This is a genomic window from Micromonospora wenchangensis (assembly GCF_002210435.1).
Classification (GTDB): Bacteria; Actinomycetota; Actinomycetes; order Mycobacteriales; family Micromonosporaceae; genus Micromonospora; species Micromonospora wenchangensis.
Genome location: NZ_MZMV01000040.1, coordinates 39,581 through 65,465 on the forward strand (window position 1 = coordinate 39,581; position 25,885 = coordinate 65,465).

The 25,885-nt window shown below is 71.9% G+C and carries 20 protein-coding genes and 1 pseudogene; 13 read left to right on the plus strand and 8 right to left on the minus strand.

What is annotated here, in order from left to right; genetic code table 11:
* Nucleotides 1-463: 463 nt before the first annotated feature.
* Nucleotides 464-706: pseudogene (locus B5D80_RS21910) on the minus strand (hypothetical protein); the annotation flags it as partial.
* On the minus strand, nucleotides 703-2,280 hold the full coding sequence (locus B5D80_RS21915; protein WP_088645794.1) for a PspC domain-containing protein: 1,578 nt from the start codon (nucleotides 2,278-2,280) through the stop codon (nucleotides 703-705). The pseudogene B5D80_RS21910 and the gene B5D80_RS21915, both read right to left, overlap by 4 nt.
* A gap of 168 nt (nucleotides 2,281-2,448) precedes the next feature.
* Between B5D80_RS21915 and B5D80_RS21920 the strand changes: the two genes are divergently transcribed.
* The 8 genes from B5D80_RS21920 (at nucleotide 2,449) to B5D80_RS21955 (ending at nucleotide 12,265) form a co-directional block, all read left to right on the plus strand.
* Entirely contained in the window at nucleotides 2,449-3,717 is a 1,269-nt protein-coding gene (locus tag B5D80_RS21920) for an ATP-binding protein (RefSeq protein WP_088645795.1), read from the plus strand.
* Between the two features lies 1 nt (nucleotide 3,718).
* A complete protein-coding gene (locus B5D80_RS21925; protein WP_088645796.1) occupies nucleotides 3,719-4,405 on the plus strand; it encodes a response regulator in 687 nt (228 codons plus the stop codon).
* Between the two features lie 168 nt (nucleotides 4,406-4,573).
* Nucleotides 4,574-5,767, plus strand: coding sequence for a thioester domain-containing protein (locus B5D80_RS21930; protein WP_088645797.1), 1,194 nt, complete (start codon nucleotides 4,574-4,576; stop codon nucleotides 5,765-5,767).
* A 667-nt stretch (nucleotides 5,768-6,434) separates the two neighbouring features.
* Nucleotides 6,435-8,075 (plus strand): peptide ABC transporter substrate-binding protein, encoded by a 1,641-nt coding sequence (locus B5D80_RS21935; RefSeq protein ID WP_088645798.1) that lies wholly within the window; start codon nucleotides 6,435-6,437, stop codon nucleotides 8,073-8,075.
* A 155-nt stretch (nucleotides 8,076-8,230) separates the two neighbouring features.
* On the plus strand, nucleotides 8,231-9,157 hold the full coding sequence (locus B5D80_RS21940; protein ID WP_088645799.1) for an ABC transporter permease: 927 nt from the start codon (nucleotides 8,231-8,233) through the stop codon (nucleotides 9,155-9,157).
* 75 nt (nucleotides 9,158-9,232) lie between these two features.
* A complete protein-coding gene (locus B5D80_RS21945; protein ID WP_088645800.1) occupies nucleotides 9,233-10,204 on the plus strand; it encodes an ABC transporter permease in 972 nt (323 codons plus the stop codon).
* 26 nt (nucleotides 10,205-10,230) lie between these two features.
* On the plus strand, nucleotides 10,231-11,259 hold the full coding sequence (locus tag B5D80_RS21950) for an ABC transporter ATP-binding protein (RefSeq protein ID WP_088645801.1): 1,029 nt from the start codon (nucleotides 10,231-10,233) through the stop codon (nucleotides 11,257-11,259).
* The gene (locus B5D80_RS21955) at nucleotides 11,252-12,265 is read left to right on the plus strand and encodes an ABC transporter ATP-binding protein (protein WP_088645802.1); all 1,014 of its coding nucleotides are present in this window, start codon (nucleotides 11,252-11,254) and stop codon (nucleotides 12,263-12,265) included. The genes B5D80_RS21950 and B5D80_RS21955 overlap by 8 nt, the downstream gene beginning before the upstream one ends.
* Before the next feature lie 84 nt (nucleotides 12,266-12,349).
* Here B5D80_RS21955 and B5D80_RS21960 read toward each other — a convergent pair whose 3' ends face one another.
* The 3 genes from B5D80_RS21960 to B5D80_RS21970 all read right to left on the minus strand — a co-directional run bounded on the left by B5D80_RS21960 (nucleotide 12,350) and on the right by B5D80_RS21970 (nucleotide 16,531).
* The gene (locus B5D80_RS21960) at nucleotides 12,350-12,703 is read right to left on the minus strand and encodes a chorismate mutase (RefSeq protein ID WP_088645803.1); all 354 of its coding nucleotides are present in this window, start codon (nucleotides 12,701-12,703) and stop codon (nucleotides 12,350-12,352) included.
* 264 nt (nucleotides 12,704-12,967) lie between these two features.
* Entirely contained in the window at nucleotides 12,968-14,818 is a 1,851-nt protein-coding gene (locus B5D80_RS21965) for a bifunctional metallophosphatase/5'-nucleotidase (protein WP_088645804.1), read from the minus strand.
* A 105-nt stretch (nucleotides 14,819-14,923) separates the two neighbouring features.
* On the minus strand, nucleotides 14,924-16,531 hold the full coding sequence (locus B5D80_RS21970) for an FAD-dependent monooxygenase (RefSeq protein WP_088645805.1): 1,608 nt from the start codon (nucleotides 16,529-16,531) through the stop codon (nucleotides 14,924-14,926).
* Nucleotides 16,532-16,809: 278 nt separating this feature from the next.
* Here B5D80_RS21970 and pcrA point away from each other — a divergent pair, with 278 nt between their 5' ends.
* Entirely contained in the window at nucleotides 16,810-19,212 is a 2,403-nt protein-coding gene (gene pcrA, locus B5D80_RS21975; RefSeq protein WP_088645806.1) for a DNA helicase PcrA, read from the plus strand.
* A 59-nt stretch (nucleotides 19,213-19,271) separates the two neighbouring features.
* Here pcrA and B5D80_RS21980 read toward each other — a convergent pair whose 3' ends face one another.
* The gene (locus tag B5D80_RS21980) at nucleotides 19,272-20,036 is read right to left on the minus strand and encodes a M23 family metallopeptidase (RefSeq protein WP_088645819.1); all 765 of its coding nucleotides are present in this window, start codon (nucleotides 20,034-20,036) and stop codon (nucleotides 19,272-19,274) included.
* A gap of 343 nt (nucleotides 20,037-20,379) precedes the next feature.
* Complete coding sequence (locus tag B5D80_RS21985; RefSeq protein WP_088645807.1) at nucleotides 20,380-21,096, minus strand: M23 family metallopeptidase; 717 nt, start codon at nucleotides 21,094-21,096, stop codon at nucleotides 20,380-20,382.
* A 385-nt stretch (nucleotides 21,097-21,481) separates the two neighbouring features.
* Between B5D80_RS21985 and icmB the strand changes: the two genes are divergently transcribed.
* The 3 genes from icmB to sucD all read left to right on the plus strand — a co-directional run bounded on the left by icmB (nucleotide 21,482) and on the right by sucD (nucleotide 24,469).
* Nucleotides 21,482-21,886, plus strand: a complete 405-nt coding sequence (icmB, locus tag B5D80_RS21990) for a coenzyme B12-dependent isobutyryl CoA mutase small subunit (protein ID WP_088645808.1) — start codon at nucleotides 21,482-21,484, stop codon at nucleotides 21,884-21,886.
* Between the two features lie 514 nt (nucleotides 21,887-22,400).
* The gene (sucC, locus tag B5D80_RS21995) at nucleotides 22,401-23,579 is read left to right on the plus strand and encodes an ADP-forming succinate--CoA ligase subunit beta (RefSeq protein WP_088645809.1); all 1,179 of its coding nucleotides are present in this window, start codon (nucleotides 22,401-22,403) and stop codon (nucleotides 23,577-23,579) included.
* A 2-nt stretch (nucleotides 23,580-23,581) separates the two neighbouring features.
* Entirely contained in the window at nucleotides 23,582-24,469 is an 888-nt protein-coding gene (gene sucD / locus B5D80_RS22000) for a succinate--CoA ligase subunit alpha (protein ID WP_088645810.1), read from the plus strand.
* 71 nt (nucleotides 24,470-24,540) lie between these two features.
* Here sucD and B5D80_RS22005 read toward each other — a convergent pair whose 3' ends face one another.
* Nucleotides 24,541-24,798: a hypothetical protein gene (locus B5D80_RS22005; RefSeq protein WP_088645811.1), complete on the minus strand. Its 258-nt coding sequence runs from the start codon at nucleotides 24,796-24,798 to the stop codon at nucleotides 24,541-24,543.
* Nucleotides 24,799-24,955: 157 nt separating this feature from the next.
* Here B5D80_RS22005 and B5D80_RS22010 point away from each other — a divergent pair.
* Nucleotides 24,956-25,885: cell division protein PerM (locus B5D80_RS22010; RefSeq protein ID WP_088645820.1), on the plus strand; the 930-nt coding region annotated here is incomplete at its 3' end.

The window sequence follows — 25,885 nt, forward strand, 5'->3', positions numbered from 1 at the left end:
GGGGTAGACGGACTCGCGGCGGGACCGCCTCGGGTGCCCGGACGAGGCGTACCCGGGCCGGCCGCCCGGCGCGCGGCCACCGGCGGGGCTCGGCCGACGGAGGCGGATTCTCCCCGGCCAGCATACGAGCCGGCGGAGGCCGCCCGCACCGGCGCGGTCAGCTCGGCGGCCGGGATGGGGTGCCGGGCGGGCCGGTGACCGGGTCGTCGGCCGGCCGCCGCAGGGTGTTCCCGTCGCCGATCCGGGTCGGCTCGTCCTGCCCGGGGCGACGCTCCACGGTGCCCGGCCGTCCCGGCTCGTCGGCCGGGTCGCCGAGGCGCAGTTCGGCGGTGTCCCGCCAGCCGGCCCGGTCGTCGGACCCGCCCGCGGGTCCGCCCGGCGGGCTGCCCGTCGGGCCGCTCACCGACCGACCCGCCGGGTCGGTCGTCGGGCCGGCCGGGACCGGCGTGGGGGTCGGGCCGCCACCCTCGGCCGGCGTGGGGGTCGGGCCGCTGCCGCCGGCCGGCGGCCCGACGTCGGTGGTCCGCGCCGACCGCACCGCGCCGACCAGGCCGAGCAGCCCGATCAGCACCAGCGCGCCGGCCAGGAACCAGCCCACCGCGGGCAGGGCCAACCCGAGGATCTGGGCCAGCAGCCACCAGAGGGCGAGGCCGACGAAGAGCAGCCCGAAGACGAACGACACCAGGTCGGTGCGGTGGGCCTTCACCGGGTCACCTCCAGGTTGCCGGCGTTGACCTGGACGGTGAGCCGCAGCGTGCCGCCGCCGGCCCCGTCCGGGCCCAGGTCGGTGACCTGCCGTGCCTGTCCCTCGAATCCGGCGCTACGTCGCCCGAACACGGTCGCCTCCCCGGCCTTGACGTTGGTCACCACGGTGACGTCCACGTTCGGCGGGACCACGATGGTGGCCTCTCCGAAGTTGACCACCACGGTGAGGTCGGTGTCCCGCTTGTCGAAGTCCACCGCGCGCAGGTCCAGGGTGGTGTCGCCGAAGCTGTTCTCGTAGCGGTCGGCCAGCTCCCGGTAACTGGTCGGTGCCCAGGTGACCGCCCCGTCGACGCCCCGGACCCGGTCGTAGGACTCGGCGACGGTGGCGACGGCGAGCGCGGCGGCGGCGACCAGACCGAGGGCGATCAGCCAGCGGGCCCGCCCGAACCAGGTGCCCACCAGCAGGCCGAGCCCGATGGTGGCGAGCACCGCCGCGAAGTAGCCGGCCGCGCCGATCGGGAAGACGTCCAGCAGGTCCAGGATGGCCACCACGCCGAGGACCAGGAAGATCAGCGAGAAGGTCGCGGCACCCAGCGCCGAGCGTTCCTTCGGCTTCTTCGGCGGCCTGACCCGGGGCGCGGGCGGGGGCGGCGGGCCCGCCTGGGCGTACGGGCCGTGCGGGGCGAACGGCGGCCGGTAGCCCGTACCGGGTGACGGCGGGACCACGGCCGGTGCGGCGGCCGGTCGACCGGGCACCGGTGGGCGGGGCGGCCAGCCCGGCGCTTCCGACCGGGTCGCGGTGATCTCCATCGGCCGGGCCGGCGGCCAGGGCGGCAGCGCAGCGGTCGGGCCCTGCGCGGGCCAGCCCGCCGCACCGCCGGCCCGGGGGGCCGCCGGGACGCCGGCCGGGAACGGCACGGCGGGCGCGGGCGGGGTGAACGGGGCGGGCGCCGGGTAGCCGACCGGGGGCACCGGTCCGGGCGGCCCGGCCGGTGCGGGTGCCGGCACGGCGGCGGCGAAGCCGGACCGGCCGTCCCGGTTGAGCAGCAGCGCGCCACCGATCAGGATCGCCGCGCCCAGCAGCACCGCCCGGAACGCGTCGGTGACGATGTAGCCGAAGCTGACCGCGACCAGGATGGTCAGCATGATCACGGTGACCGGGGACATGCTCGACCGGCCCCGCCCGAGCATCGACTCCAGCGGGGAGGCGCTGTCGCCCTCGCCCGGGATGATCAACCAGGCGGCGACGTAGACCAGGATGCCCACCCCGCCGAAGAACCCGAGCACGGCGAGCAGTACCCGCCACAGCACCGGGTCGGTGTTGGTGGCCCGGCCGATCGCCGCGCAGACCCCGGCGAGGTAACGGCCGTCGCGGGGCCGGACCAGGCCGTACCGGGAGGTGAAGCTGGCCCCGCCGGACGGCGGGGGGTAGCCACCGGGCGGTGGTGGCGCGTCGTCGCCCCCCGTGGGCGACGCGGACGCCGTGGGGTCCGGCCCGGCGGCGGGACCGGGCGGCGGCGTACCACCCGGTGCGGCCACCGGAGGGTACGGCGGCAGGGCGGGGTCCTCGGTCATGACTCGATCCTGCGCCGTCGTCGGGCCGGGTTGCCTCCGGAACCGACCCTGACCCCACCCTGAGATCCCGGCGGGCGGATGTCGGGGGCGTCCCCGTGGTCGGCGACGTCCCGGGCGTGTGACGATCGGAGCGGCACCGTACCGCCCGGTGTCCCGCCACCACCCACCGTGACCAGGGAGCCTCCGATCAGCGTCGTGACCCCGCCGCCACCCCGCCTCTACCGGGAGCCCGAGCACCGGTTGGCCGCCGGGGTGGCCGCCGGCATCGCCGACCACCTCGGCATCTCGGTGCTGCGGGTGCGCGTCGCGTTCATGGTGCTGCTCGGGCTCAGCGGCCTGGGCCTGCTGCTGTACGCGGCGTTCTGGGCGGTGGTGCCGCTGCGACCGGGTGACACCGCCACGCCGCCCCGGCGCGACCCCGGGCAGCTCCTGCCGTTCGTGGCGATCGGCCTCGGTGTGCTGCTGGTCCAGGTGATGCTCTTCGACTCGGTCGGCGCGGCGGGCACCGCAGGCTGGCTGGTGGCGATCATCGCGGTCGGTGCCGGGGTGATCTGGCACCAGTCCGCGCCGGAGCGCCGCCGGCAGTGGAGCGGGTCGATGTCGGTGCCGTGGCTCGGCGCGGTGGTGGAGGAGACCGACCGGCGGGCCCTCGTGCTCCGCTTCGCCGGGGGCGCGGTGCTGGTGGCCGTGGGCATCATCGGCGTGGCGGCGGTCTACTCCCCGGTGCAGAACCTCGACGCGGTCGTCAACGGCGTGATCTTCGCCCTGGTCGGGCTGGCCGGCGTCGGGGTGGTCACCGGGCCGGTGCTGTGGCGGACGTGGAACCAGCTCCGCTCGGAACGGGAGGGGCGCATCCGCGAGCAGGAGCGTGCCGAGCTGGCCGCCATGGTGCACGACCAGGTGCTGCACACCCTCGCCCTGATCCAGCGCAACGCCAGCGACGTCAAGACGGTGCAGCGCCTCGCCCGGGGCCAGGAGCGGTCGTTGCGCAACTGGCTCTACAAGCCGACCGCCTCGCCGACCGAGCGCTTCGCGGCGGCGCTGGAGCAGGCCGCCGCCGAGGTGGAGGACACCTTCGCGATCACCGTCGAGGCGGTGGTGGTGGGCGACCGGGAGACCGACGAACGGGTGGGCGCGCTGGTGGCGGCGGCCCGGGAGGCGCTGGTCAACGCGGCCCGGCATGCCGGGGTGCAGACGGTGTCGCTCTATGCCGAGGTCGAGTCGGAGCAGGTGAGCGTCTTCGTCCGGGACCGGGGTAAGGGCTTCGACCCGGATACCGTGGAGGATCACCGGCACGGGGTCCGAGGGTCGATCATCGGGCGGATGAAGCGGCACGGTGGCCGGGCGGAGATCCGTTCCGAGCCCGGAGAGGGGACGGAGGTCCGGTTGATGCTGCCCATCACCGGCACCGGCTCCACGGCGGAAAGGGACAGCTGAGATGGCGGAACAGTCGATGGAACCGGGGACGGGCTCGGCGGACCGGGCGCAACGGTTGAAGGTCTTCCTGGTCGACGACCACGCCATGTTCCGGGCCGGGGTCCGGGCCGAGTTGGGGGCGCACGTCGAGGTGGTGGGGGAGGCGAGCACGGTGGCCGAGGCGGTCGCCCGGATCGCCGCCACCGGGCCGGACGTGGTGCTGCTCGACGTCCACATGCCCGACGGCGGCGGGCGGGCGGTGCTGGACGCGATGCGCCGTACCCACCCGCAGGTGAAGTTCCTCGCGCTGAGCGTGTCCGACGCCGCCGAGGACGTGATCGGGCTGATCCGGGCGGGTGCCCGGGGTTACGTGACCAAGACCATCTCCCCCGATGAGTTGACCGACGCGATCCGCCGGGTGGCCGACGGGGACGCCGTGTTCAGCCCCCGGCTGGCCGGGTTCGTGCTGGACGCCTTCGCCGCCCGGCCGGACGCCCCGGTCGCCGATCCCGAGCTGGACCAGCTCACCAACCGCGAGCGCGAGGTGCTGCGCCTGCTCGCCCGGGGGTACGCGTACAAGGAGATCGCCAAGGAGCTGTTCATCTCGATCAAGACGGTCGAGACGCACGTGTCGAACGTGCTGCGCAAGCTCCAGATGTCCAACCGATACGAGTTGTCCCGCTGGGCGGCGGACCGACGACTCGTCTGACACCTCCCATTCCGGGAGCATCACCCCAGGGCTGACAAGAGATCAATTCGTGTCGCATAATGCCCCGTCGCCTTCGCGCGTGCGGGTGGTGTCACGACCCCGCCCGGGGGCGACGCACACCGGCCCGCCGGGAGCGGGCCAACCCCTGGGGAGAGGTGCACGGAACTGATGTTCGGAGAACGAGGACGACGCTGGGCGGGTATCGCCACGGCGCTCGTCACCGGTGGCGCGCTGGTGCTCGCCGCAGCCGGTCCGGCCGCCGCCGAGCCGGCGACGAAGGGCGTGGCGCGGGCGGTGCCGGGCACCAGCGTCACGCTGAAGCTGGACGGTCGGGCGCAGAAGACCTCGGCGCTGGCCCTGGAGCTGAAGGACGGCACCGTGCCGGTCTTCTGCATCGACTTCCACACCCCGGTGGCCCGCAACGGCGAGTACGCCGAGGGCAGCTGGGACGAGTCGGAGGTGAAGAACCTCGGCCGGGTGCAGTGGGTGCTCACCCACGGCTACCCCAACGCCGACCGGGCGAAGCTGCTCGCCGCGGCCGGGGCGACCCTGCCCGCCGGGCTGCCCGACTCCCGGCGCGACACGCTGCTCTACTTCGGCACCCAGACGGCCGTCTGGCACTTCAGCGACGGCGTCACCCTGGGCGACTGGGAGCGGGGGCTGACCGCCGCCGCCGAGTACGACGTGATCCGCCGGGTGCACGACTACCTGGTGCGCAACGCCACCGACCAGCCGGAGCCGAAGGCCGAGCTGAGCCTGGACCCGGCCTCGGCCACCGCGACCACCGGCGGGCGGGCCGGACCGTTCACCGTGCACGGGCCGGCCGGGGAGATCGCGCTGAAGGTCGAGGGCGGCAGCGCCGTCGACGCCGAGGGGCGTCCGGTCGGCACGACCACCAACGGCGGCCGGTTCTGGCTGACCGCCACCGCCGCCGGCCGGGTCACCGTGACCGTCTCCGCCCCGGACTCGGTCTCCTTCGGGCGGGTCTTCCTCTTCTCCGGCGGCAAGAACGCCAAGCAGAAGCTGATCCTGGGCGGCAGCACCGGCACCTCGGTCACCGCCGACGCGGCGGCGACCTTCGCCGCCGCCCCGGCCTCGCCGTCGCCGTCGGCCTCGCCGTCCGGGTCGCCGACGCCGTCGCCGTCGCCGTCGGAGGTGTCCCCGTCGCCGTCGACCCCGGCGGAGTCCTCGTCGCCGCCGGCCAGCCCGGCGCCGTCGACCTCGCCGGCCAGCAACGGCGGTGGTCTGCCGCTGACCGGGTCGCCGATCGCGCTGGCCGCCCTGGCCGGGATGGCGCTGCTCGCGTTCGGCGCGGTGGCCGTGCTGCTGGTCCGCCGCCGCCGGATCCGCTTCACCGTCTGAGGTACGGGTACCTCCGGCCCCGGCACCGCGACGGTGCCGGGGCCGGCCCGTCTCCGCCGGTCCTTCCCGATCTCACCCGGCCGTGGGTGGGCCGGCGCGCACCGGCGAGCCGGTGTCGTCGGCCGGCCGGGCGGGACTTGGCTCCGCCCGGCGGAAGTCGCCATCATCCGGATGGTCGAAATCGGCCAACTCTCGGTGGACGTCGAACCGCCTCGACCGGACGGCGGGAAAGCTCACACCTGCTACCCGCCGGTCACCACCCGGTGCGGCGGACTTGCTGTCTTTCCTGCTCAGAGCGGTACGACCAGGGCATCTCATGATCTTTTCTCAAGTATCGGCAACATGGCGGGCAACTAACGGCTTGATAACGGCACCTTCACGTAATGGGCCGGTGGGTGTCACAGTGGCAGCACCTCACCCCTGACGTGAGGCACCCGTGTGTCCCGACCGACCACGTCACCGCTGCCCATGGCGCGGATCGTGGTCGTCGAGCCTGCCCGGGGGCCGAGTGCGGGAGTGTGGTGGCCCGGCGGATCGGTCCCCCTGGGGTGTCCCGATTTCTCTGCGGTAACCGGTGATCCGCAACACAGGATCGCCGTGCGGTGTCACCCCCCAACGTGCGTGAAACCCACGACGGAACCAGGTTAGAAAGAGGAGGCCCCTCGGAATGAGAGTCTCGAAGCGGGCGAGCGGCGCCATCGCGATGGGTGCGGCGTTCGCGCTCATCGCGTCCGGCTGCTCCAGCGGCAACGACGACGAAGGCGGCAGCGCCAGCAGCTCGGACGGTGCCATCGTCGTCGACGGCACCGAGCCGGAGAACCCCCTGGTTCCGGCGAACACCACCGAGACCGGTGGCGGCAAGATCATCGACTGGCTCTGGACCGGCCTGGTCGAGTACCCGAACAACGGTGGCGCGCCGCAGAACGCGCTGGCCGAGTCGATCGAGACCAGCGACTCCAAGGTCTACAAGATCAAGATCAAGCAGAACACGAAGTTCCACGACGGCACCGTCGTCAAGGCCAAGAACTTCGTGGACGCCTGGAACTGGGGCGCGTACTCGCCGAACGGCGCGCAGAACGCCAGCTTCTTCGCCGACATCGCCGGCTTCGCCGACGTCAACACCTCCGACCCGGACGGCGACGGCCCGAAGAAGGCCCCCGAGCCCAAGGCCAAGGAGATGTCCGGCCTGAAGGTCGTCGACGACTGGAACTTCGAGGTCACGCTCGCCGCGCCGACCGCCGTGTTCCCCACCAAGCTCGGCTACAGCACCTTCATGCCGCTGCCGGACGCCTTCTTCTCGCAGGGTGCCGAGGCCTTCGGCAAGAAGCCGATCGGTAACGGCCCGGTCAGCTTCGTCTCGTGGGAGAACAACGTCGCGATCAAGCTGACGCGGTTCGACGACTACAACCTGCGCGACAAGATGAAGATCAAGGACGTCACCGTCAAGATCTACCAGGACGACACGGCGGCCTACAACGACCTGGTCTCCAACAACCTGGACTTCCAGCAGCAGGTTCCGGTCTCCTCGCTGGCCGGCGACAAGTGGAAGGCCGACCTGGCCGACCGGGCGATCCCGTCGACCACGCCGTCCACCGGCATCATCGCCTTCCCGATCTACGACAAGCGCTTCCAGAACGCCAAGCTGCGCAAGGCGATCTCGCTGTCGATCAACCGGCAGGAGATCACCGACAAGATCTTCTTCGGTAACCGCAAGCCGGCCGACAGCTGGGCCAACCCGCTGACCCCGGGTGCCAAGCCGGGCAACTGCACCGCGTGCGCCTTCGACGTGGCCCAGGCCAAGACCCTGCTGACCGAGGCCGGTGGCTTCACCGGGCAGATGAAGATGTACTACAACGCCGACGCCAGCCACAAGGACTGGATGGAGGCCGTCGCCCAGCAGATCAAGACCAACCTGGGTATCGACGCGGTCGCCGTCGGTGTGCCGACCTTCGCGGTCTTCCGGCAGAACATCAACGCCCACAAGATGGACGGCGCCTACCGCGCCGGTTGGCAGCAGGACTACCCGGACGTCGAGAACTGGGTCAACCCGCTCTACGTGACCGGTGGCTCCTCGAACGACGGTCTCTACAGCAACCCCGAGGTGGACGCCCTGGCCAAGCAGGCCAGCTCCGCCCCGAGCCTGGAGGCCTCGCACGAGCTGTTCGCCAAGGCGGTCGAGAAGATCGACCAGGACGTTCCGTCGATGCCGATCTACTTCGGTGGCCAGCAGTCCGGTCACTCCGAGAAGATCAAGAAGATGGAGCTGACCAACGTCGGCGAGCTCGACATCACCTCCGTCGAGCTCTGATCCGAACGGTCTGACCCCGGGTCGGGCTCGCCTACCGGTGAGCCCGACCCGGGGCCGTTCCGCGAGTGGGTGCACCCCACCCCTCGCCACGTTGTCGCCACCCGTGTCGGCCGCACCCCCGCCCCCGGCACACCCCTTGTCAGGAGGACCACCCCATGGGCCGTTATCTGGTGAGACGGCTGCTCCAACTCGTCCCGGTGTTCATCGGGACGACGCTGATGATCTACCTGCTGGTGTGGAAGGTCCCCGGGGACCCGTTCGCCGGCAAGTGCGGTGACCGTGGCTGCCCGGACAACTACCGGGCCATGATGACCGAGAAGTTCCAGCTGGATCAGCCCTGGTTCGTGCAGTACGCCACCTACATGAAGAACCTCCTGCAAGGCGACTTCGGGACCACCTGGTCGGGGCGCGACGTCGGCGAGATCATCTCCACCGCGTACCCGAACACCCTCAAGCTGGCCCTGGTGGCCCTGATCATCGAGGGTGTCATCGGCCTCACCGCCGGTGTGCTCACCGGCCTGCGCCGCAACGGCTTCCTGGACAACCTGGTCCTGGTCTCCACGCTCTTCCTGATCGCGCTGCCGGTCTTCGTGGTCGGCTTCGTGCTCCAGTGGTTCTTCGGTGTGAAGCTGGGCATCGTCAAGCCGACCGTCTCCAACGAGATGCGGATCTCCGAACTGCTCCTACCGGGCTTCGTGCTGGGCAGCGCGTCGATGGCGTACATCGCCCGGGTGTCGCGCACCAGCATCGCGGAGAACCGCCGGGCCGACTACGTGCGTACCGCGATCGCCAAGGGGCTGCCGATGCGCCGGGTGGTCGGCATCCACCTGCTGCGCAACTCGCTGATCCCGGTGGTGACCCTGCTCGGCACCGACCTCGGCGCCCTGATGGGCGGCGCGATCATCACCGAGGGCATCTTCGGCATCAACGGCATCGGCCGCACCGTGCTGCGGGCGATCGTCACCAAGGAGAGCGCTACCGTTGTCTCCATCGTGGTCGTGCTGGTGCTCGTCTACCTGGTGATGAATCTGCTGGTGGACCTGCTCTACGCCGCGTTGGACCCGAGGATCCGCTATGAGTGAGCGCAGCAGCGAACGAACCGTCATTGCAGTGTGCGCGGGCAACCAGGCCGGCGCCGAGCGCAGCGAGGTGCAGGCATGAGCGACCCGAGTGCCGCTTCGATCGTGAGCACGCCCCGTCCCGAGCAGTTGACCGAGGCAAGCTCTCCGGCCACCGCCGGCCCCGCCGGCAAGAAGGAGAAGCCGCGCAGCCTGCTCGGCGACGCCTGGATCGACCTGCGTCGCAAGCCGCTGTTCTGGATCTCCGCCACCTTCATCGTGCTCTTCGTGGTGATGTCGGCCTTCCCGTCGCTGTTCACCTCCGGTGACCCGACCGACGGTGTGCTGGCCCGCAGCCGGGTCGAGCCGTCGTCCGACGCCTGGTTCGGCTACGACGTGCAGGGCCGTGACGTCTACGCCCGGGTGATCTACGGTGCCAACGCCTCGATCGTGGTCTCGCTGCTCTCCACGATCGGCACCCTGCTGATCGGTGGCACGATCGGCATCATCGCGGGCTACAAGGGCGGCTGGATCGACGGCCTGCTCTCCCGGATCACCGACATCTTCTTCGGCCTGCCGTTCGTACTCGGCGCGATCGTCATCCTCACCACGTTCAACGGCGCCGGCTCCAACAACAGCGAGTGGGAGATCAAGTTCCTGGTGATCGGCTCGCTGGTGCTGCTGAGCTGGCCGGTGGTGATGCGGCTGATGCGTTCCTCGGTGCTCGCCACCAAGGAGGCCGACTACATCGTGGCGGCCCGCGCGATGGGTGCCAGCACCGGTCGGATCATCTTCAAGCACCTGCTGCCGAACTGCCTGGCACCGCTGCTGGTCTACGGGACGATCATGATCGGCTCCTTCATCGGCGCCGAGGCCACCCTCTCCTTCCTGGGTATCGGCCTGCAGAGCCCGGTGGTCTCCTGGGGCATCATGATCAATGAAGCGCAGAACTACCTCCGGGTCTCGCCCTTCCTGCTCTTCTTCCCCTCCGCGTTCCTCGTCACCGCCGTGCTGAGCTTCGTCATGCTCGGCGAGGCGGTCCGCGAGGCCCTCGACCCGAAGCTCCGATAGGGGAGACCGAAGTGTCCGACATTCTCGTGTCCGAGCAGTCCGCGCCCGGCGCCGACGGATCCGGCCGCCCCTCCGGTCGGCTGCTCGAGGTCGACGACCTGCGGGTGGAGTTCCGCACCCGGGACGGCGTCGCCAAGGTCATCAACGGGGTCACGTACCACGTCGACGCGGGGGAGACCCTCGCCGTGCTCGGCGAGTCCGGCTCCGGCAAGAGCGTCACCGCGCAGACCATCATGGGCATCCTGGACATGCCGCCCGGCTTCGTCACCGGTGGCCAGGTCCGCTTCCACGGCAAGGACATGCTCACCATGTCCGCCGAGGAACGTCGCCGCATCCGTGGCGAGGGCATCGCGATGATCTTCCAGGACTCGCTCTCCGCCCTGAACCCGGTCTTCACCGTCGGGTTCCAGATCGCCGAGCAGTTCCGGGTCCGGCGCGGGATGAGCCGTTCCGACGCCAAGAAGCGCGCGATCGAGATGCTCGACCAGGTCAAGATCCCGAACGCCAAGGGCCGGTTCAGCAACTTCCCGCACCAGTTCTCCGGCGGCATGCGGCAGCGCGCGATGATCGCGATGTCGCTGGCGCTCGACCCCGAGGTGCTGATCGCCGACGAGCCGACCACCGCGCTGGACGTGACCGTGCAGGCCCAGATCATGGACCTGCTCGGCGAACTCCAGCGGGAACGCCAGATGGGCATGATCCTGATCACCCACGACCTCGGCGTGGTCGCCGACGTCGCGGACCGGATCGCGGTCATGTACGCCGGCCGGATCGTCGAGGAAGCCGACGTCTACGACCTGTACGCCAAGCCGGCGCACCCGTACACCCTCGGCCTGCTCAACTCGATCCCCCGGCTGGACGAGAAGGGGCAGCAGCTCCGCACCATCAAGGGCCTCCCGCCGAACCTGATGAACATCCCGCCGGGCTGCCCGTTCAACCCGCGCTGCCCCATGGCGCAGCCGGTGTGCCGGGAGACCGTCCCCCCGCTGTTGCAGATCGGCACCGGTCGGGCCAGCGCCTGCCACTTCGCCGAGGAGCTGGTGAACCGTGACTGACAACATCATCGAAGTCCGTGACCTGGTCAAGCACTACCCGGTCACCCGGGGCATCGTGTTCAAGAAGACCATCGGCCAGGTCAAGGCCGTCGACGGCGTCTCGTTCGACCTCAAGGCCGGCGAGACGCTGGGCGTGGTCGGCGAGTCGGGCTGCGGCAAGTCGACGCTGAGCCGGGTCCTGATGAACCTGGAGAAGCCCACCGCCGGCACGGTGCACTACAAGGGCCAGGACATCGCCAAGCTCTCCGGTGGCGCGCTGCGGCGGCTGCGCCGGCAGATCCAGCTGGTGATGCAGGACCCGTACACCTCGCTGAACCCGCGGATGACCGTCGGCGACCTGATCGGCGAGCCGTTCGAGATCCACCCGGAGGCCGCGCCGCGCGGCAGCCGCCGGGACAAGGTCAAGGAACTGCTCGACCTGGTCGGCCTCAACCCGGAGCACATCAACCGGTACCCGCACCAGTTCTCCGGCGGCCAGCGGCAGCGCATCGGGATCGCCCGCGCGCTCGCCCTGCGTCCCGAGGTGATCGTCTGCGACGAGCCCGTCTCCGCCTTGGACGTCTCGATCCAGGCCCAGGTGATGAACCTGCTGGAAAAGCTCCAGAACGAGCTGGGCCTGTCGTACGTGTTCATCGCGCACGACCTGTCGGTGGTCCGGCACCTGTCGGACCGGGTCGCGGTGATGTACCTCGGCAAGATCGTCGAGATCGGCACCGAGGACGAGATCTACGAGCGGCCGACCCACCCGTACACCCAGGCGCTGCTGTCGGCGGTGCCGGTGCCGGACCCGACGCTGCGCGAGAGCAAGGCGATCATCCGGCTCACCGGTGACGTGCCCTCGCCGATCAGCCCGCCGTCGGGCTGCCGGTTCCGCACCCGGTGCTGGAAGGCACAGGACGTCTGCGCCGAGCAGCCGCCGCTGCTGGAGATCCGCCCCGGCTCGGACCACCCGAGCGCCTGCCACTTCGCCGAGAAGCGGGAGATCGTCGCCACGCACGAGGCGTGACACGACCCGGGCCGCCTGCCACCGTCCACCCGACGGCGGCAGGCGGTTCGTCGTCCGCCACGGCCCACGCCCGCCGGGTCGCCGTTACAGCGGCCCGCGCCCGGCCCGCAGCAGCAGCAGCGCCAGCTGGGTGCCGTCGGCCCCCAGCTCGCTGCGGAAACGTTCCAGGATCTCGCGCTCCCGGGAGAGCACCAGCCGGGTGCCCCCGGAGGCCATCCGGGTCACCCCGACCTCCTGGGACAGCGCCGCGCGCTCCTGCCAGAGCGCGATCAGCGTACGGTCGATCTCGTCGATCCGTTCCCTGATCGCCACGATCCGCTCCGCCGCCACCGTGTCGCCGGTGCCGGTACGGGCGGCCGCCGCCCCGGTCGGGTCCGCCCCGGCCGGATCGTCGTGCCGCGCGGGGCCACCGCTGGACTCCACCACGTCAGTCATCATCGTCGTACCCCTCGGGTCTCGGGCCCGGTGTTCGGATCCCGGGACGAAAAAGCCCCGGGCTCTCCGAGCCCGGGGCTTTCGTAGGTCTGTCGATCAGGCGCGACCCACGGCTGCCGGACTCCCGGTGCCGTAGTAAAAGAAGAACCGCCGCTCGATCACGTCGTCGAGTATGCCGACCGGTGACCGGCCGCGCAAGCACCCGGACGGCGGAGGGAAGGGCCCCCGTCGCCGCGTCCACGCGCCGACGGGGGCCCTTCCCTCCGGTCAGCCCAGCCGGGTGATGCGGTCCGCCGCCGTGGGGGCGACCGGCGCGCCGGCACCCAGGTACGCCACCAGGGCGTCCACGTCGAAGCCGGGGGCGGTGGTCCGGCCGGTGCCGCCCGCCAGCTCGGTGAACCCGTCCCCGCCGTTGGCGAGGAAGTCGTTCGTGGTGACCCGGAAGCTGGCCGCCGGGTCGACCGGGACGCCGTTCAGGGCCAGCGCGCTGACCCGCGAGCCGGCCGGCGCGGTGCTGTCGTAGGAGTAGGTCAGCCCGGCCGACGGCTGGAGGATGCGCTGGGTGGTCTGCCCCTTGAAGCCGACGAACTGCTGCTCCAGCACGTCCTTGAGCTGCGCGCCGGTGAACGTCTGGGTGACCACCAGGTTGTTGAACGGCTGCACGGTGAACGCCTCGCCGTAGGTCACCTCGCCCGGCGCCTCGCCACCGGCCGACGCCGCGTACGCCAGGGAGGCCCGCACGCCACCCGGGTTCATCAGCGCGAGCTGCGCCCCGTCGCCCTTCGTGTACGCCAGCTGCGCGTCGGCGATGACGTCACCCAGCGGGCTCTCCCCGTTGGGCCGGGCGTCCCGCACGATGTCGGCGCTGATCTTCCCGACCACCCGGTTGGCGATCGGGGCGACCGCGGTGCGGTACTTGTCGGCCAGCGCCTTCGCGCCCGCGTCGACCAGCGCCGGGTTCTTGGCGAACACCCCGCCGGTCTGCTGCCAGGTCCCGTCGGCGTTGCGTACGCCGTTCTCCACGATCACGTTCTTCGCGGTGATGCCGGTGAACCGGCCGGTACGCCGGTCCAGCGAGTAGTCGATGTCGGTGACCAGCTGGCCGTTGTTGCCGGCGCTGGTGACCACGCTCGGCTTGCCCGAGGAGTTCGGCAGCGAGCAGGAGTAGAAGCGGTGGGTGTGCCCGGAGACCACCACACCGAACTCCGGCCGCAGGCCCTTGACGATGTCGACGATCGGGCCGGAGAAGTTGGCGCAGTCGGAGACGCCCGGGGTGGCCGGCGGCGCGGACTGCGCGCCGCCCTCGTGCACCAGCAGCACCATCGCCTTGACGCCGAACAGCTTGAGCAGGCCACCCCACTTGTTGGCGGTCTGCACCTCGTCGGTGAAGGTGACGTCCTTGATGCCGGCCGGGTTGACGATGCCCGGGGTGCCCTCCAGGGTGACTCCGACGAAGCCGACCGGCACGCCGCCGACGAACTTCACGTCGATCGGGGGCAGGATCGGCAGCTTGGTCTTCTTGTTGATGGTGTTGGCGGCCAGGTAGGTGAACTTCGCGCCGGCGAAGCCGTCGCCGTCCTGGCAGCCGTCGACCGGGTGGCAGCCGCCCTTGTCGATCCGGAGCAGCTCCTTGACGCCCTCGTCGAACTCGTGGTTGCCGACCGAGCTGACGTCGAGGCCGACCTGGTTCATCAGCTCGATGGTGGGCTCGTCGTGGAAGGCGGCGCTGACCAGCGGGGTGGCCCCGATCAGGTCGCCGGCACCGACGGTGGTGGTGACCCGGCCCTCGGCCTTCGCCTCGGCCCGCAGCTTCTTCAGCCAGGTGGCGAGGTACTCCACCCCGCCGGCCGGGGTGCCGTTGACGGTGGCGCCGCTGCCGCCGGGCGGGTCGATCGCGCCGTGGAAGTCGTTGTACGAGAGGAACTGGCCCTTGACCTCGCCACCCGTCGCGGTGGCGTACGAGACGGCGACCGGGGCGAGGCCGGCCCCGGGGGCGGCGTCGGCGGGCGGCGTGGTGGCGCGGCCGGTGATGGGCAGGCTGGCCACGACGGCCAGGGCGAGGGCCGGCGCGGCGAGGTGACGCAGCACGGCCCGACCGCGCGAGCGCGGTTGACTCATGGTTGTTCTCCCAAGTCGTCTACGGGGGAGCAGGCGGGGATTTCCCGGGTCATCGTCGCGCCTCGGGGCGGAAGATGCCAGTGGGGCTGCCGTGACAGCTTCGTCTCAGTCCCGGCCGACGCTGTCGTCGGCCCTCGGCGGAAGCGCTCCGGCTGGCGGGTGGTGGCCCTGCGGTGCGCCGAACCAGGTTTCCAGCGCGGCGACGAGCAGGTCGTCACCGTCCGCCCGGCCCGCCCACGCGACGTAGCCGTCCGGTCGGACGAGCAGGGCGTCGGCGGGGGACGCGGGTGCGTTGCCGGTGACGAGGTCGACGCGGTCGCGCCACGGGCCGGTCGGTGCGGCGAGGCGGCCGCCGCCGGTGAGGTCCACCAGCAGTGGCCGGCCCGGTCGCAGGAGTTCGGCCAGCCGGGTGTCGGAGGACCCGACCCGCAGCGTGAGGTCGGGGGCGAACCGGCCGGTCAGCGCATGTGGGGGGCCGGGGTGCATCAGGTACCGGACGTCGGCGCCGGCCAGCAGGTCGGCGAGCTGTCCGGTGACGGCGGGGTTCTCCAGCAGTTCGGTGACGACCTGACGCAGGGCGGTGACCGCCGGGCCGGGGGCCATCAGCGCCAACTGGGCCTGGGTCTGCATGGTGACCCGCTCGGCGGCCGGACGGCGCTCGGCCTGGTAGCTGTCGAGTAGTCCGGGCGACGCCCGACCGTGCACCTGCGCGGCGAGTTTCCACCCGAGGTTGGCCGCGTCCTGGAGCCCGAGGTTGAGGCCGGGCGCGCCGACCGCGGGATGCACGTGGGCGGCATCTCCGGCGAGGAACACCCGGCCGCGTCGGTAGGAGTCCGCGATCCGGGCGTTCGCGGCGTACCGGCGACGCAGCAGATGCGGCCCCGCGGTGGCCGGTGCGGCAAGCGCTAGCTCCCGGCCGAGGACCCGGCACAGGCTGGCGCGCACCTCCTCGACGCCGGCCGGGATCTCGTCGGCGACCGGGGGCCCGTCCCACTCGATCACCGACACCATCGACACGCCGGGCCCGTGCGGCACCACGACGTAGGTGCCGCGTTCGGTGCGGTGCCAGGCGTACAGGCCGATCCGGTCACCGTCCGGCAGGACGATCTCGGCGGTCTCGGCGTCGACCGACGACCCGGGCACGGTGACGTGTGCGGCACGCGAGACGACGTTCGGATCGGTGTGGCCGGTGAACGGCACACCGATCGTCCGGCGCACCTCGCTGCGGGCACCGTCGCAGCCGACCAGATATCCCGCGCGTAGCTGGTAACCGCCGCCGGGGCCCTGTACCCGCACGGTCACCGCATCGTCGTCCTGCCGCAGTTCCCGCAACCGGTGCCCGCGTCGTATCTCCACACCGAGATCGCGCGCCCACTGTTCCAGCGACGATTCGAGGAGTTCCTGACGGATCTGCAGGCCGTGGAGGGGATTCCCGTCCAGGCCGGACAGGTCCAACGGCAACGCACCGAACAGGAACGCCGCAGCGGGCTGCGGCCGGTCGCCGCGACCACCGAGGGACCGGTACAACCCCCGGTGGTCGAGGAAGCGGACGACCTGGCCGATCAGGGCATTGGCCTTGTACGCGGTACTGCGTTCGGGTAGCTGTTCGAGCACGACCGGGCGCACGCCGGCGAGCATCAGTTCACCGGCCAGCAACAGCCCGACCGGGCCGCCCCCCACGATCACCACGTTCTCTTCGTCACCAGCGGGCATGCCGGGCACCGTAGCGACAGCCGGGCCGGGTCGCTGCCGTAACCCCTGGCTGTCGCAAACTGTGCTCATGGGATAATTGGGGAAGACGTCGCTGGATGTGTTTCCCACGAAGGAGACCGCTCCGGCCCCGGTACGGGCCCCGGCCCGGTCCGTGGCCCGGTGGTGTGGTGGGCGGAGTGCGGTGGTGGGCGGACTCCGGCTGGTGGGTGCGTGCTCGGTGTCCCGTCGGGCGCGCGCGGGCGGGAAGTGTCCGGCCGACGGCATAGACTCGCCGTGCGATGCATCCTCTCTTCGACATCCCCGCGTCCCCGCCCGCGCCCGAGTCCGCGTCGGTTCCGCCGCGCCGGCCGGGCCCGACCCACCGCCTCGACCCGCAGGCCCTGGTGGAGGGCCTGAACGGTCCCCAGCGGGACGCCGTCACCCACGCCGGCTCGCCACTGCTGATCGTGGCCGGGGCCGGGTCCGGCAAGACCCGGGTGCTCACCCACCGGATCGCCTACCTGCTCGCCGCGCGGGACGTCCACCCCGGCGAGATCATCGCGATCACCTTCACCAACAAGGCCGCCGGTGAGATGAAGGAGCGGGTGGCCCACCTGGTCGGCCCGCGCGCCCGGCTGATGTGGGTGTCGACGTTCCACTCCGCCTGCGTGCGCATCCTGCGCGCCGAGCACGAACACGCCGGCCTGAAGTCGACCTTCTCCATCTACGACGCCGACGACTCCCGCCGGCTGATGCAACTGGTCGCCCGGGAGCTGGATCTCGACCCGAAGCGCTACCCGGCCCGGGGGCTGGCCGCCCAGGTGTCCAACCTGAAGAACGAGCTGGTCGACCCGGAGGAGTTCGCCGGCCGGGCCAAGGGCCCCAACGAGCGGGCGCTGGCCGAGGCGTACACGCTCTACCAGCGGCGGCTGCGGGAGGCGCACGCGCTGGACTTCGACGACCTGATCATGACGACGGTGCACCTGCTCCAGTCGCACCCGCACGTCGCGGAGAGCTACCGCCGCCGGTTCCGGCACGTCCTGGTCGACGAGTACCAGGACACCAACCACGCGCAGTACACCCTGATCAAGGAGTTGGTCGCCGGCACCGAGGGGATCGCCCCGGCCGAGCTGTGCGTGGTCGGCGACGCCGACCAGTCGATCTACGCGTTCCGGGGCGCGACGATCCGCAACATCCTGGAGTTCGAGCGGGACTTCACCGACGCCCGGACGATCCTGCTGGAGCAGAACTACCGCTCCACCCAGACCATCCTCAACGCGGCCAACGCGGTGATCGACCGGAACACCTCCCGTAAGCCCAAGCGGCTGTGGAGCGACGCCGGGGCGGGCGAGCAGATCGTCGGCTACGTCGCCGACACCGAGCACGCCGAGGCCGACTGGGTGGGCCGGGAGGTCGACCGACTGGTCGACGCGGGGGAGACCCGCCCCGGCGACGTCGCCGTCTTCTACCGCACCAACGCCCAGTCCCGGGTCTTCGAGGAGGTGTTCATCCGGGTCGGCCTGCCCTACAAGGTGGTCGGCGGGGTGCGCTTCTACGAGCGCAAGGAGGTCCGCGACGCGTTGGCCTACCTGCGCGCGGTGGTCAACGACGACGACACGGTCAGCCTCCGCCGGGTGCTGAACACCCCGCGCCGGGGCATCGGCGACCGGGCCGAGGCGTGCGTCGAGGCGCTGTCCAGCCGGGAGCGGATCTCCTTCGGGGCGGCGCTGCGCCGGGCCCGGGAGGCGCCGGGCATCTCCACCCGGGCCGCCAACTCCATCGCCGAGTTCGTCGCGCTGCTCGACGGTGCCCGTGAGCTGGCCGAGGAGGGCACCCCGGAGGAGGTGCTGGAGGCGCTGCTGACCCGCTCGGGCTACCTGACCGAGCTGGAGGAGAGCGTCGACCCGCAGGACGCCGGCCGGGTCGACAACCTCCAGGAGCTGGTGAGCGTCGCCCGGGAGTACACCGAGCGGATCGAGGCGCTGGGCGGCGACGACGAGCGGGCCACCCTGGCCGGTTTCCTGGAGCAGGTGGCGCTGGTCGCCGACGCCGACCAGATCCCCTCCGACGACCCCGACCACCAGGGCGTCGTGACGCTCATGACCCTGCACACCGCCAAGGGCCTGGAGTTCCCGGTGGTGTTCCTGACCGGCCTGGAGGACGGCGTCTTCCCCCACCTGCGGTCGCTGGGCGACACCCGGGAGCTTGAGGAGGAACGGCGGTTGGCGTACGTGGGCATCACCCGGGCCCGGCAGCGGCTCTACCTGTCCCGGGCGGTCACCCGTTCGGCGTGGGGGCAGCCGTCGTACAACCCGCCGTCGCGCTTCCTGGAGGAGTTGCCGCCGGAGCTGGTGCGCTGGGAGCGCACCGAGGGGACGTACACCTCGTGGGCCGGTGGGGGCGGCGGCGTCGGGGGGCGCGCGGACCGCGCGCCCGGCGGGCGGAGCGGCTTCACCGGGGGTACGCCGAGGGCAGCGGAGCTGGCGAAACGGCTCGGGGTGGACGCCAGCCGCCTGGCCACCGCGAGCGAGCTGCCGCAGGGGCCGAAGGTGTCGGCCGGCGACCGGGTCAACCACCAGCGTTACGGCCTGGGGCGGGTGCTCGCGGTCGAGGGGCACGGGCCGAGCGCCCGCGCGCAGATCGACTTCGGCGACCAGACCATGTGGCTGGTGCTGCGGCACGCCCCGCTCGACAAGCTCTGAGTCGACGCCGACGGGCCCGGTCCGGCGTGCTGCCGGGTCGGGCCCGTCGGCGGTGCGGCTCAGCAGGCCACGTCGATGCCCCGGGCGCGCAGGAACGGCGCCGGGTCGATCTGGTTCCACATCTGCCCCTGGTGCACCTCGAAGTGCAGGTGGGGGCCGGTGGAGTCGCCGGTGGAGCCCTCGTAGCCGATCACCTCGCCGACGCCGACCCGGTCTCCGACGGCGACCTTCACGCTGCTCTGGTGGGCGTAGTGGGTCAGGTAGCCGTTGCCGTGGTCGATGAAGACCGAGATGCCGTAGCCGTCGCCGACGTCACCGGCCTTGACGACCGTGCCGGCGGCGGCGGCGCGGATCGGGGTGCCGGCCGGCAGGGCGAAGTCGATGCCGGCGTGCAGGGTGCCCCAACGCTGCCCGTAACAGGAGGTGATCTGCGCCCCGGCCATCGGGATCACCCAGGACGGCTTCGGCTTCGGCGTGGTCGCCTTCCTGACGGTGGCCTTCGGCTTCGCGGTGACCTTCGGCTTCGCGGCGGCCTTCCGGGTCGCCGTGGCCGTCGGGGTGGGGCTGGCGGTGGTCGGGGTCGGCCCGGCGGTGGGGCTGGCCGGGGCGGCCGACTCGCGGGCGGACCGGTCGGCGCGGGCGGCGGCGTCGGCCCGTTCCCGGGCGTCGAGCGCGACGGCGGCCGGTTCGGGGGCGTCGTCCCGGTCGAGGGTGACCGTGGCGACCCCGGCCAGGCCGAGGCCGACCAGTGCGGCGACGCCGACGGCCAGGGTGCGTACGCCCCGCGGGTGACGCCGCCGGTGCCGGACCACGGCGGCCGAGATCCGGGCTCCGGGGCCGGTGCGGGTGGGGTTCCCGGTGCGGGTGGTGCCGTCGTCCGGGTGGTTGTTGTCTTCCTGCACGGTGGACCTTCAACTACTCAGGGGGTTTCGGACCGGGACCATCCTGGGTGTCGAAGCGCGCCGGGCCGGGTACGGGTACGGGTCGGTAACCCGGGCTGCCCGGCGGCCTGCCCGGCTATGTCCCGCCGGGGTGGCGTCTGACCTGTTGCGTGGCGTGACCCGAACGTGCTCTCGGTCACACTGCGGAGTGTGACGCAGCAGACTTGGCCGCATACGAAACCGCCCGGATCCGTAGATCCGGGCGGTGAACAGGCGTCACCGAGCGTCAGGAAGCGGCTGCTTCGGTGTAGTACGCCTCCACCTGTAGCTTGATGTCCACTCCGCGCTCCTGGAGCCACGGCACCGGGTCGAGGGGCTGGCCCTTGACATGGACCTCCAGGTGCAGGTGCGCGCCGTAGGAGTGGCCGGTGTTGCCGACCAGCCCGAGCTGGTCGCCCGCCTTCACCTGCTGGCCCTCGTGCACGCTCACCGCCGAGGAGTGGCCGTAGATGGCCTCGCTGCCGTCGGCGTGCTGCACGATCACCGCGTAGCCGTAGCCGCCGAACCAGCCGGCCTTGGTGACCGTGCCGGAGTGGATGGCCACGTAGGGGGTGCCCTCCGGCGCAACCAGGTCGATGCCGGTGTGCAGCTTGCCCCAGCGCATGCCGTACGGGGAGTTGAAGTCGTAGCCCTGCATGGGCAGCAGCCACGGGTCCTGCTCGTCGACGCCCGGCTGGCTGTCCCGGGCGTCGCTGCGGGTGGCCCGGTCGGCGGCGTCGGCACGGGCGGCGGCGTCCTGGCTGGTGATCGAGGCCTGCCGCAGCTCGTCGAGGACCGACGGGCTGACGCTCTTGGCGTCCGGCATCGCCCCCGCGCCGAGCGCGACGATCCCGGCGCCGACGAACGCGGTGGTCACGACCGCCGCGTAGCGGCTCCGCGGGGGGGTGGGTACGCGGCGACGGCCGCGATATCTATCGGGCTCAGACGACAGGCGCTGGCGCACGCACACCCTCCGTTGTCGGGGATCCGATGCAACCTCCGACCGATCGGTGCAGCCGCCCCGACGATCGTTGATCGCGTCATCACCCGTCCGTGGACCTGATGACAACCGTGGACACGTTAGCCCTCCGCCGCGCCGGTCACAAGCGTGCCCCCCGGATCGGCGATTCGTTCTGTCCCTTTCCGTCCATCATTGTCATAGCTCCAGACGCCGGACGGCTGTCCCCCTTCCTGCCCGTTCGTCGCGCACAGTGACCGATCGGCGGAGGCGTCCGGCTTCCTGGGCGCGGGCCGGGACGGTAGGGGTCCGGCCCGGGTTCTCCACCCCCGGTGGGCCGGGTTACCGTTCGTTCAGCTGGTAGCCGCGGAGCCGTGAAGGGTGTGCGCTGATGAACTCTCGTATCCGGGTAGTCGTCGCGAAGCCGGGCCTCGACGGCCACGACCGGGGTGCCAAGGTGGTGGCGCGTGCCCTGCGTGACGCGGGTATGGAGGTCATCTACACCGGCCTGCACCAGACCCCGGAGCAGATCGTCGAGACCGCCATCCAGGAGGACGCCGACGCGGTCGGCCTCTCGGTGCTCTCCGGCGCGCACATGACGCTCTTCCGTCGGGTGCTGGAACTGCTCGCCGAGCGGGACGCGCGGGACGTCGTCGTCTTCGGCGGCGGCATCATCCCGGACGCCGACATCCCCGAGCTGGTGGAGATCGGCGTCAAGAAGATCTTCACGCCGGGTGCGACCACCCAGTCGATCGTCGAGTGGGTCCGCGCCAACGTGGCCCAGCCGGTCGCCTGACGACCCCGGGCGCGCCGCGCCCGTCCGTACGCCGACGGTGGTGTGCCGGTTTCCGGGACGCCGCCGTTTCGTCGTGCCGTGACCCCGGCGGTGGCCGGGGTGGCATCGGGTGGGGGAGGGCTTCCGAATCTGGGCAGGGTGAAGGGCCGGACGCACCCCTCACACGCCCGGCCCTTCTATGCACGATGCCCCGCCGCCACCCCTCGACCGACAGGGCATCGGCCGCTCCCGTCTTCGCGCTGATCAGCGCTCCGACATCAGACTCAACGACGCCCGTACCGTGGGGTTACGCGTTACGTGGGACAACCTGTGGACCGATTTGTGCCACCGGCGAGTCGTCAACGGCGCGCTGTGCATTACCGCACACCGCGCACCCGCTCGGTTGCCGCCGGTGCCCACCTCGCTAGGCTGCGGCCAACGGCCTGTTTCAACTGATGACAGGCGTCAACGGAGTTTCCACAACGCTGGCGGCGGCGCGACGGCGCGCCGCGGAGACGGGACGGGACGCGCAATCGTGGACCTGTACGAGTACCAGGGGCGGGACCTGTTCGAGCGGCACGGCTTGCCCGTGCTCGCCGGCGGCGTCGCCACGACCCCGGAGGAGGCCCGCGCGATCGCCGAACGCCTCGGCGGCCGGGTGGTCGTCAAGGCGCAGGTGAAGGTCGGCGGCCGAGGCAAGGCCGGCGGCGTCAAGCTGGCCGAGGGCACCGACGAGACGGTGGCCAGGGCCACCGACATCCTCGGCATGGACATCAAGGGACACACCGTCCACAAGGTCATGATCACGGTGACCGCGGACGTGGCCGAGGAGTACTACTTCTCCTACCTGCTCGACCGGGCGAACCGCACCTTCCTCTGCATCGCCAGCGTGGCCGGCGGCATGGACATCGAGCAGGTCGCCGCCGAGACCCCCGACAAGGTGGTCAAGGCCCCGATCGACGCGGTCGAGGGCGTGGACGAGGCGAAGGCCCGGGAGATCGTCGACGCGGCCGGGTTCCCGGCCGAGGTCGCCGACCAGGTCGTCGCGGTCGCGGTGGGGCTGTGGAAGGCGTTCGTCGCCGAGGACGCCACCCTGGTCGAGGTGAACCCGCTGGCCAAGACGGGCGACGGCACGCTGCTGCTGCTCGACGCCAAGGTCACCCTGGACGAGAACGCCGGCTTCCGGCACCCGGACCACGAGGCCCTGGTCGACCAGGCCGCGGTGGACCCGCTGGAGCAGGCCGCCAAGGAGAAGGACCTCAACTACGTCAAGCTCGACGGCGAGGTCGGCATCATCGGCAACGGCGCGGGCCTGGTCATGTCCACCCTCGACGTGGTGGCCTACGCGGGCGAGCGGCACGGCAACGTCAAGCCCGCCAACTTCCTCGACATCGGCGGCGGCGCGAGCGCCGCGGTGATGGCCAACGGCCTGGAGATCGTGCTCTCCGACCCGTCGGTGCGCAGCGTCTTCGTCAACGTCTTCGGCGGCATCACCGCCTGCGACGAGGTCGCCAACGGCATCATCCAGGCGTTGGCCCTGCTGGAGGAGCGCGGCGAGAAGGTCACCAAGCCGCTCGTGGTCCGGCTCGACGGCAACAACGCGGAGGCCGGTCGGGCGATCCTCGACGGCGCCGACAACCCGCTGGTGCAGCGGGTCGACACCATGGACGGCGCGGCCGAGCGGGCCGCCGAGCTGGCTGCTGCGGGGGTCTGACGATGGCGATCTGGCTGACCAAGGAGTCCAAGGTCATCGTTCAGGGGATGACCGGCTCCGAGGGTTCCAAGCACACCCGGCGGATGCTCGCCGCCGGCACCAACGTCGTCGGCGGGGTCAACCCGCGCAAGGCCGGCACCACCGTCGACTTCGACGGCACCGAGCTGCCGGTGTTCGCCTCCGTCGCGGACGCGATGCGGGAGACCGGGGCGGACGTCACGGTGATCTTCGTACCGCCGCAGTTCACCAAGGGCGCGGTGGTCGAGGCGATCGACGCGCGGATCCCGCTCGCCGTGGTGATCACCGAGGGCGTGCCGGTGCACGACACCGCCTCGTTCTGGGCGTACAACGTGGCCAGGGGCGAGCAGACCCGGATCATCGGGCCCAACTGCCCCGGCATCGCCTCGCCTGGCGCGTCCAACGCCGGCATCATCCCGGCCGACATCACCGGCTCCGGCCGGATCGGCCTGGTCAGCAAGAGCGGCACGCTGACCTACCAGATGATGTACGAGCTGCGCGACATCGGCTTCTCCACCTGCGTCGGCATCGGCGGTGACCCGATCATCGGGACCACCCACATCGACGCGCTCGCCGCGTTCGAGGCCGACCCGGAGACCGACGCGATCGTGATGATCGGCGAGATCGGCGGCGACGCCGAGGAGCGGGCCGCCGAGTTCATCAAGGACAACGTCACCAAGCCGGTGGTCGGCTACATCGCCGGCTTCACCGCGCCCCCCGGCAAGACCATGGGGCACGCCGGCGCGATCATCTCCGGCTCGGCGGGCACCGCCGAGGCCAAGCAGCAGGCCCTGGAGGCGGTCGGCGTCAAGGTCGGCAAGACCCCGACCGAGACCGCCAAGCTGATGCGGGAGCTGATGTCCGGCCGCTGAGCCGGTGGGCCCGCACCACCCGGGCGAACGACGCACCGACCGAGGGGGTCGACCGGAGACGGTCGGCCCCCTCAGTTGTTCCAGAGCGGGTACGTCCCGCTGGCCCGCCAGATCGCGGTGCCGATGATGTTGATCACGCCGAACGCGATGGCCAGGTAGCCGAGGACCGGCGACTGGCTGTACCGCTTGGCGTCGCGGATCGACAGGTAGCCGAAGATGATGCCCAGGATGCCGCAGCAGATCAGGCCGAGGACGATGCCGAGCACCCCCCAGAGCGTGGTGCGGTCCCGCCCGGCCGCGGCCGGTGGCGGTGGGTACGGAGCGTTCACGGCTTCCTCCGGGCGATCGGTGCCACGACTTCGGTCGCGTCCCTGCGCCCGAGGCTAGACCGGATCGGGGCCGCACGGCGGTGGATCACGGAACTCGCCGCCCCCGGGCGGCCCCGACGGGCAGCCACCACCGGCGCGGCATGCCAGAGTAGAGCCGATGTCCTCGACCACCCCTGATCAGCCCCGCCGTCCCAGCGGTGCCCGCACCGGCAGGCCGCCCGGCCGTGCCGGCGGCGCCCGGGTGCCCGCGCCCCGCCGGCCGGAGCAGCCCGGGCGCTCCCGGGCGCCGCTGCCCGTCGCCGCCGGGGTGGCCGCGGCCGGCGCGGCCGTCACCTCGTACCTGCCGGTGGCGGTGGTGCTCGGGCTGGCCCAGTTCAGCGAGGACGCCGGCTCGCTGGTCGGCGCGCTGCGCGCCGGGCTCGCCGGCTGGCTGCTCGGCCACGGCGTGCCGCTGGAGACCACCGCCGGCCCGCTCGGCCTCGTCCCGCTGACGCTCTGCGCGTTCGCCTTCTGGCGACTGAGCCGGGCCGGGGTGCACGCCAGCCGCGCGGTCGGCGCCCGTGGCGGCCGGTCACCCCGGCAGGCGGCCACCGTCGCCCTCGCGGTCGGCATCGGGTACGCGGTGTTCGGCGTCCTGGCCGCGCTGCTGGTCGACAGCGCCGGCCTGCGGGTGTCCCCGGTCCGGTCCGGGCTGACCCTGCTGCTGTTCGGCACGCTGGCCGCCCTGGTCGGGGCGGCCCGCACCACCGCCGTCACCCGCCTGCTCGCCGACCGTGCGCCGGCCGTGCTGCGCGACGGCGTCCGCACCGGCCTGGTCGCCGCTCTGCTGCTGCTCGCCGCCGGGGCGAGCGCGGCGGGCCTGGCGGTGGCGACCGGCGGGGGAGACGCCGCCGACCTGATCGGGGCGTACCGGACCGGGGTCGCCGGGCAGGCCGGGATCACCCTGGTCAGTCTCGCCTACGCGCCGAACGCCACCGTCTGGTCGACGGCCTACCTGCTCGGCCCCGGGTTCGCCGTCGGCACCGGCACGGCGGTCCGGCTCAGCGAGGTCTCCGTCGGGTCGCTACCGGCCGTACCGCTGCTCGCC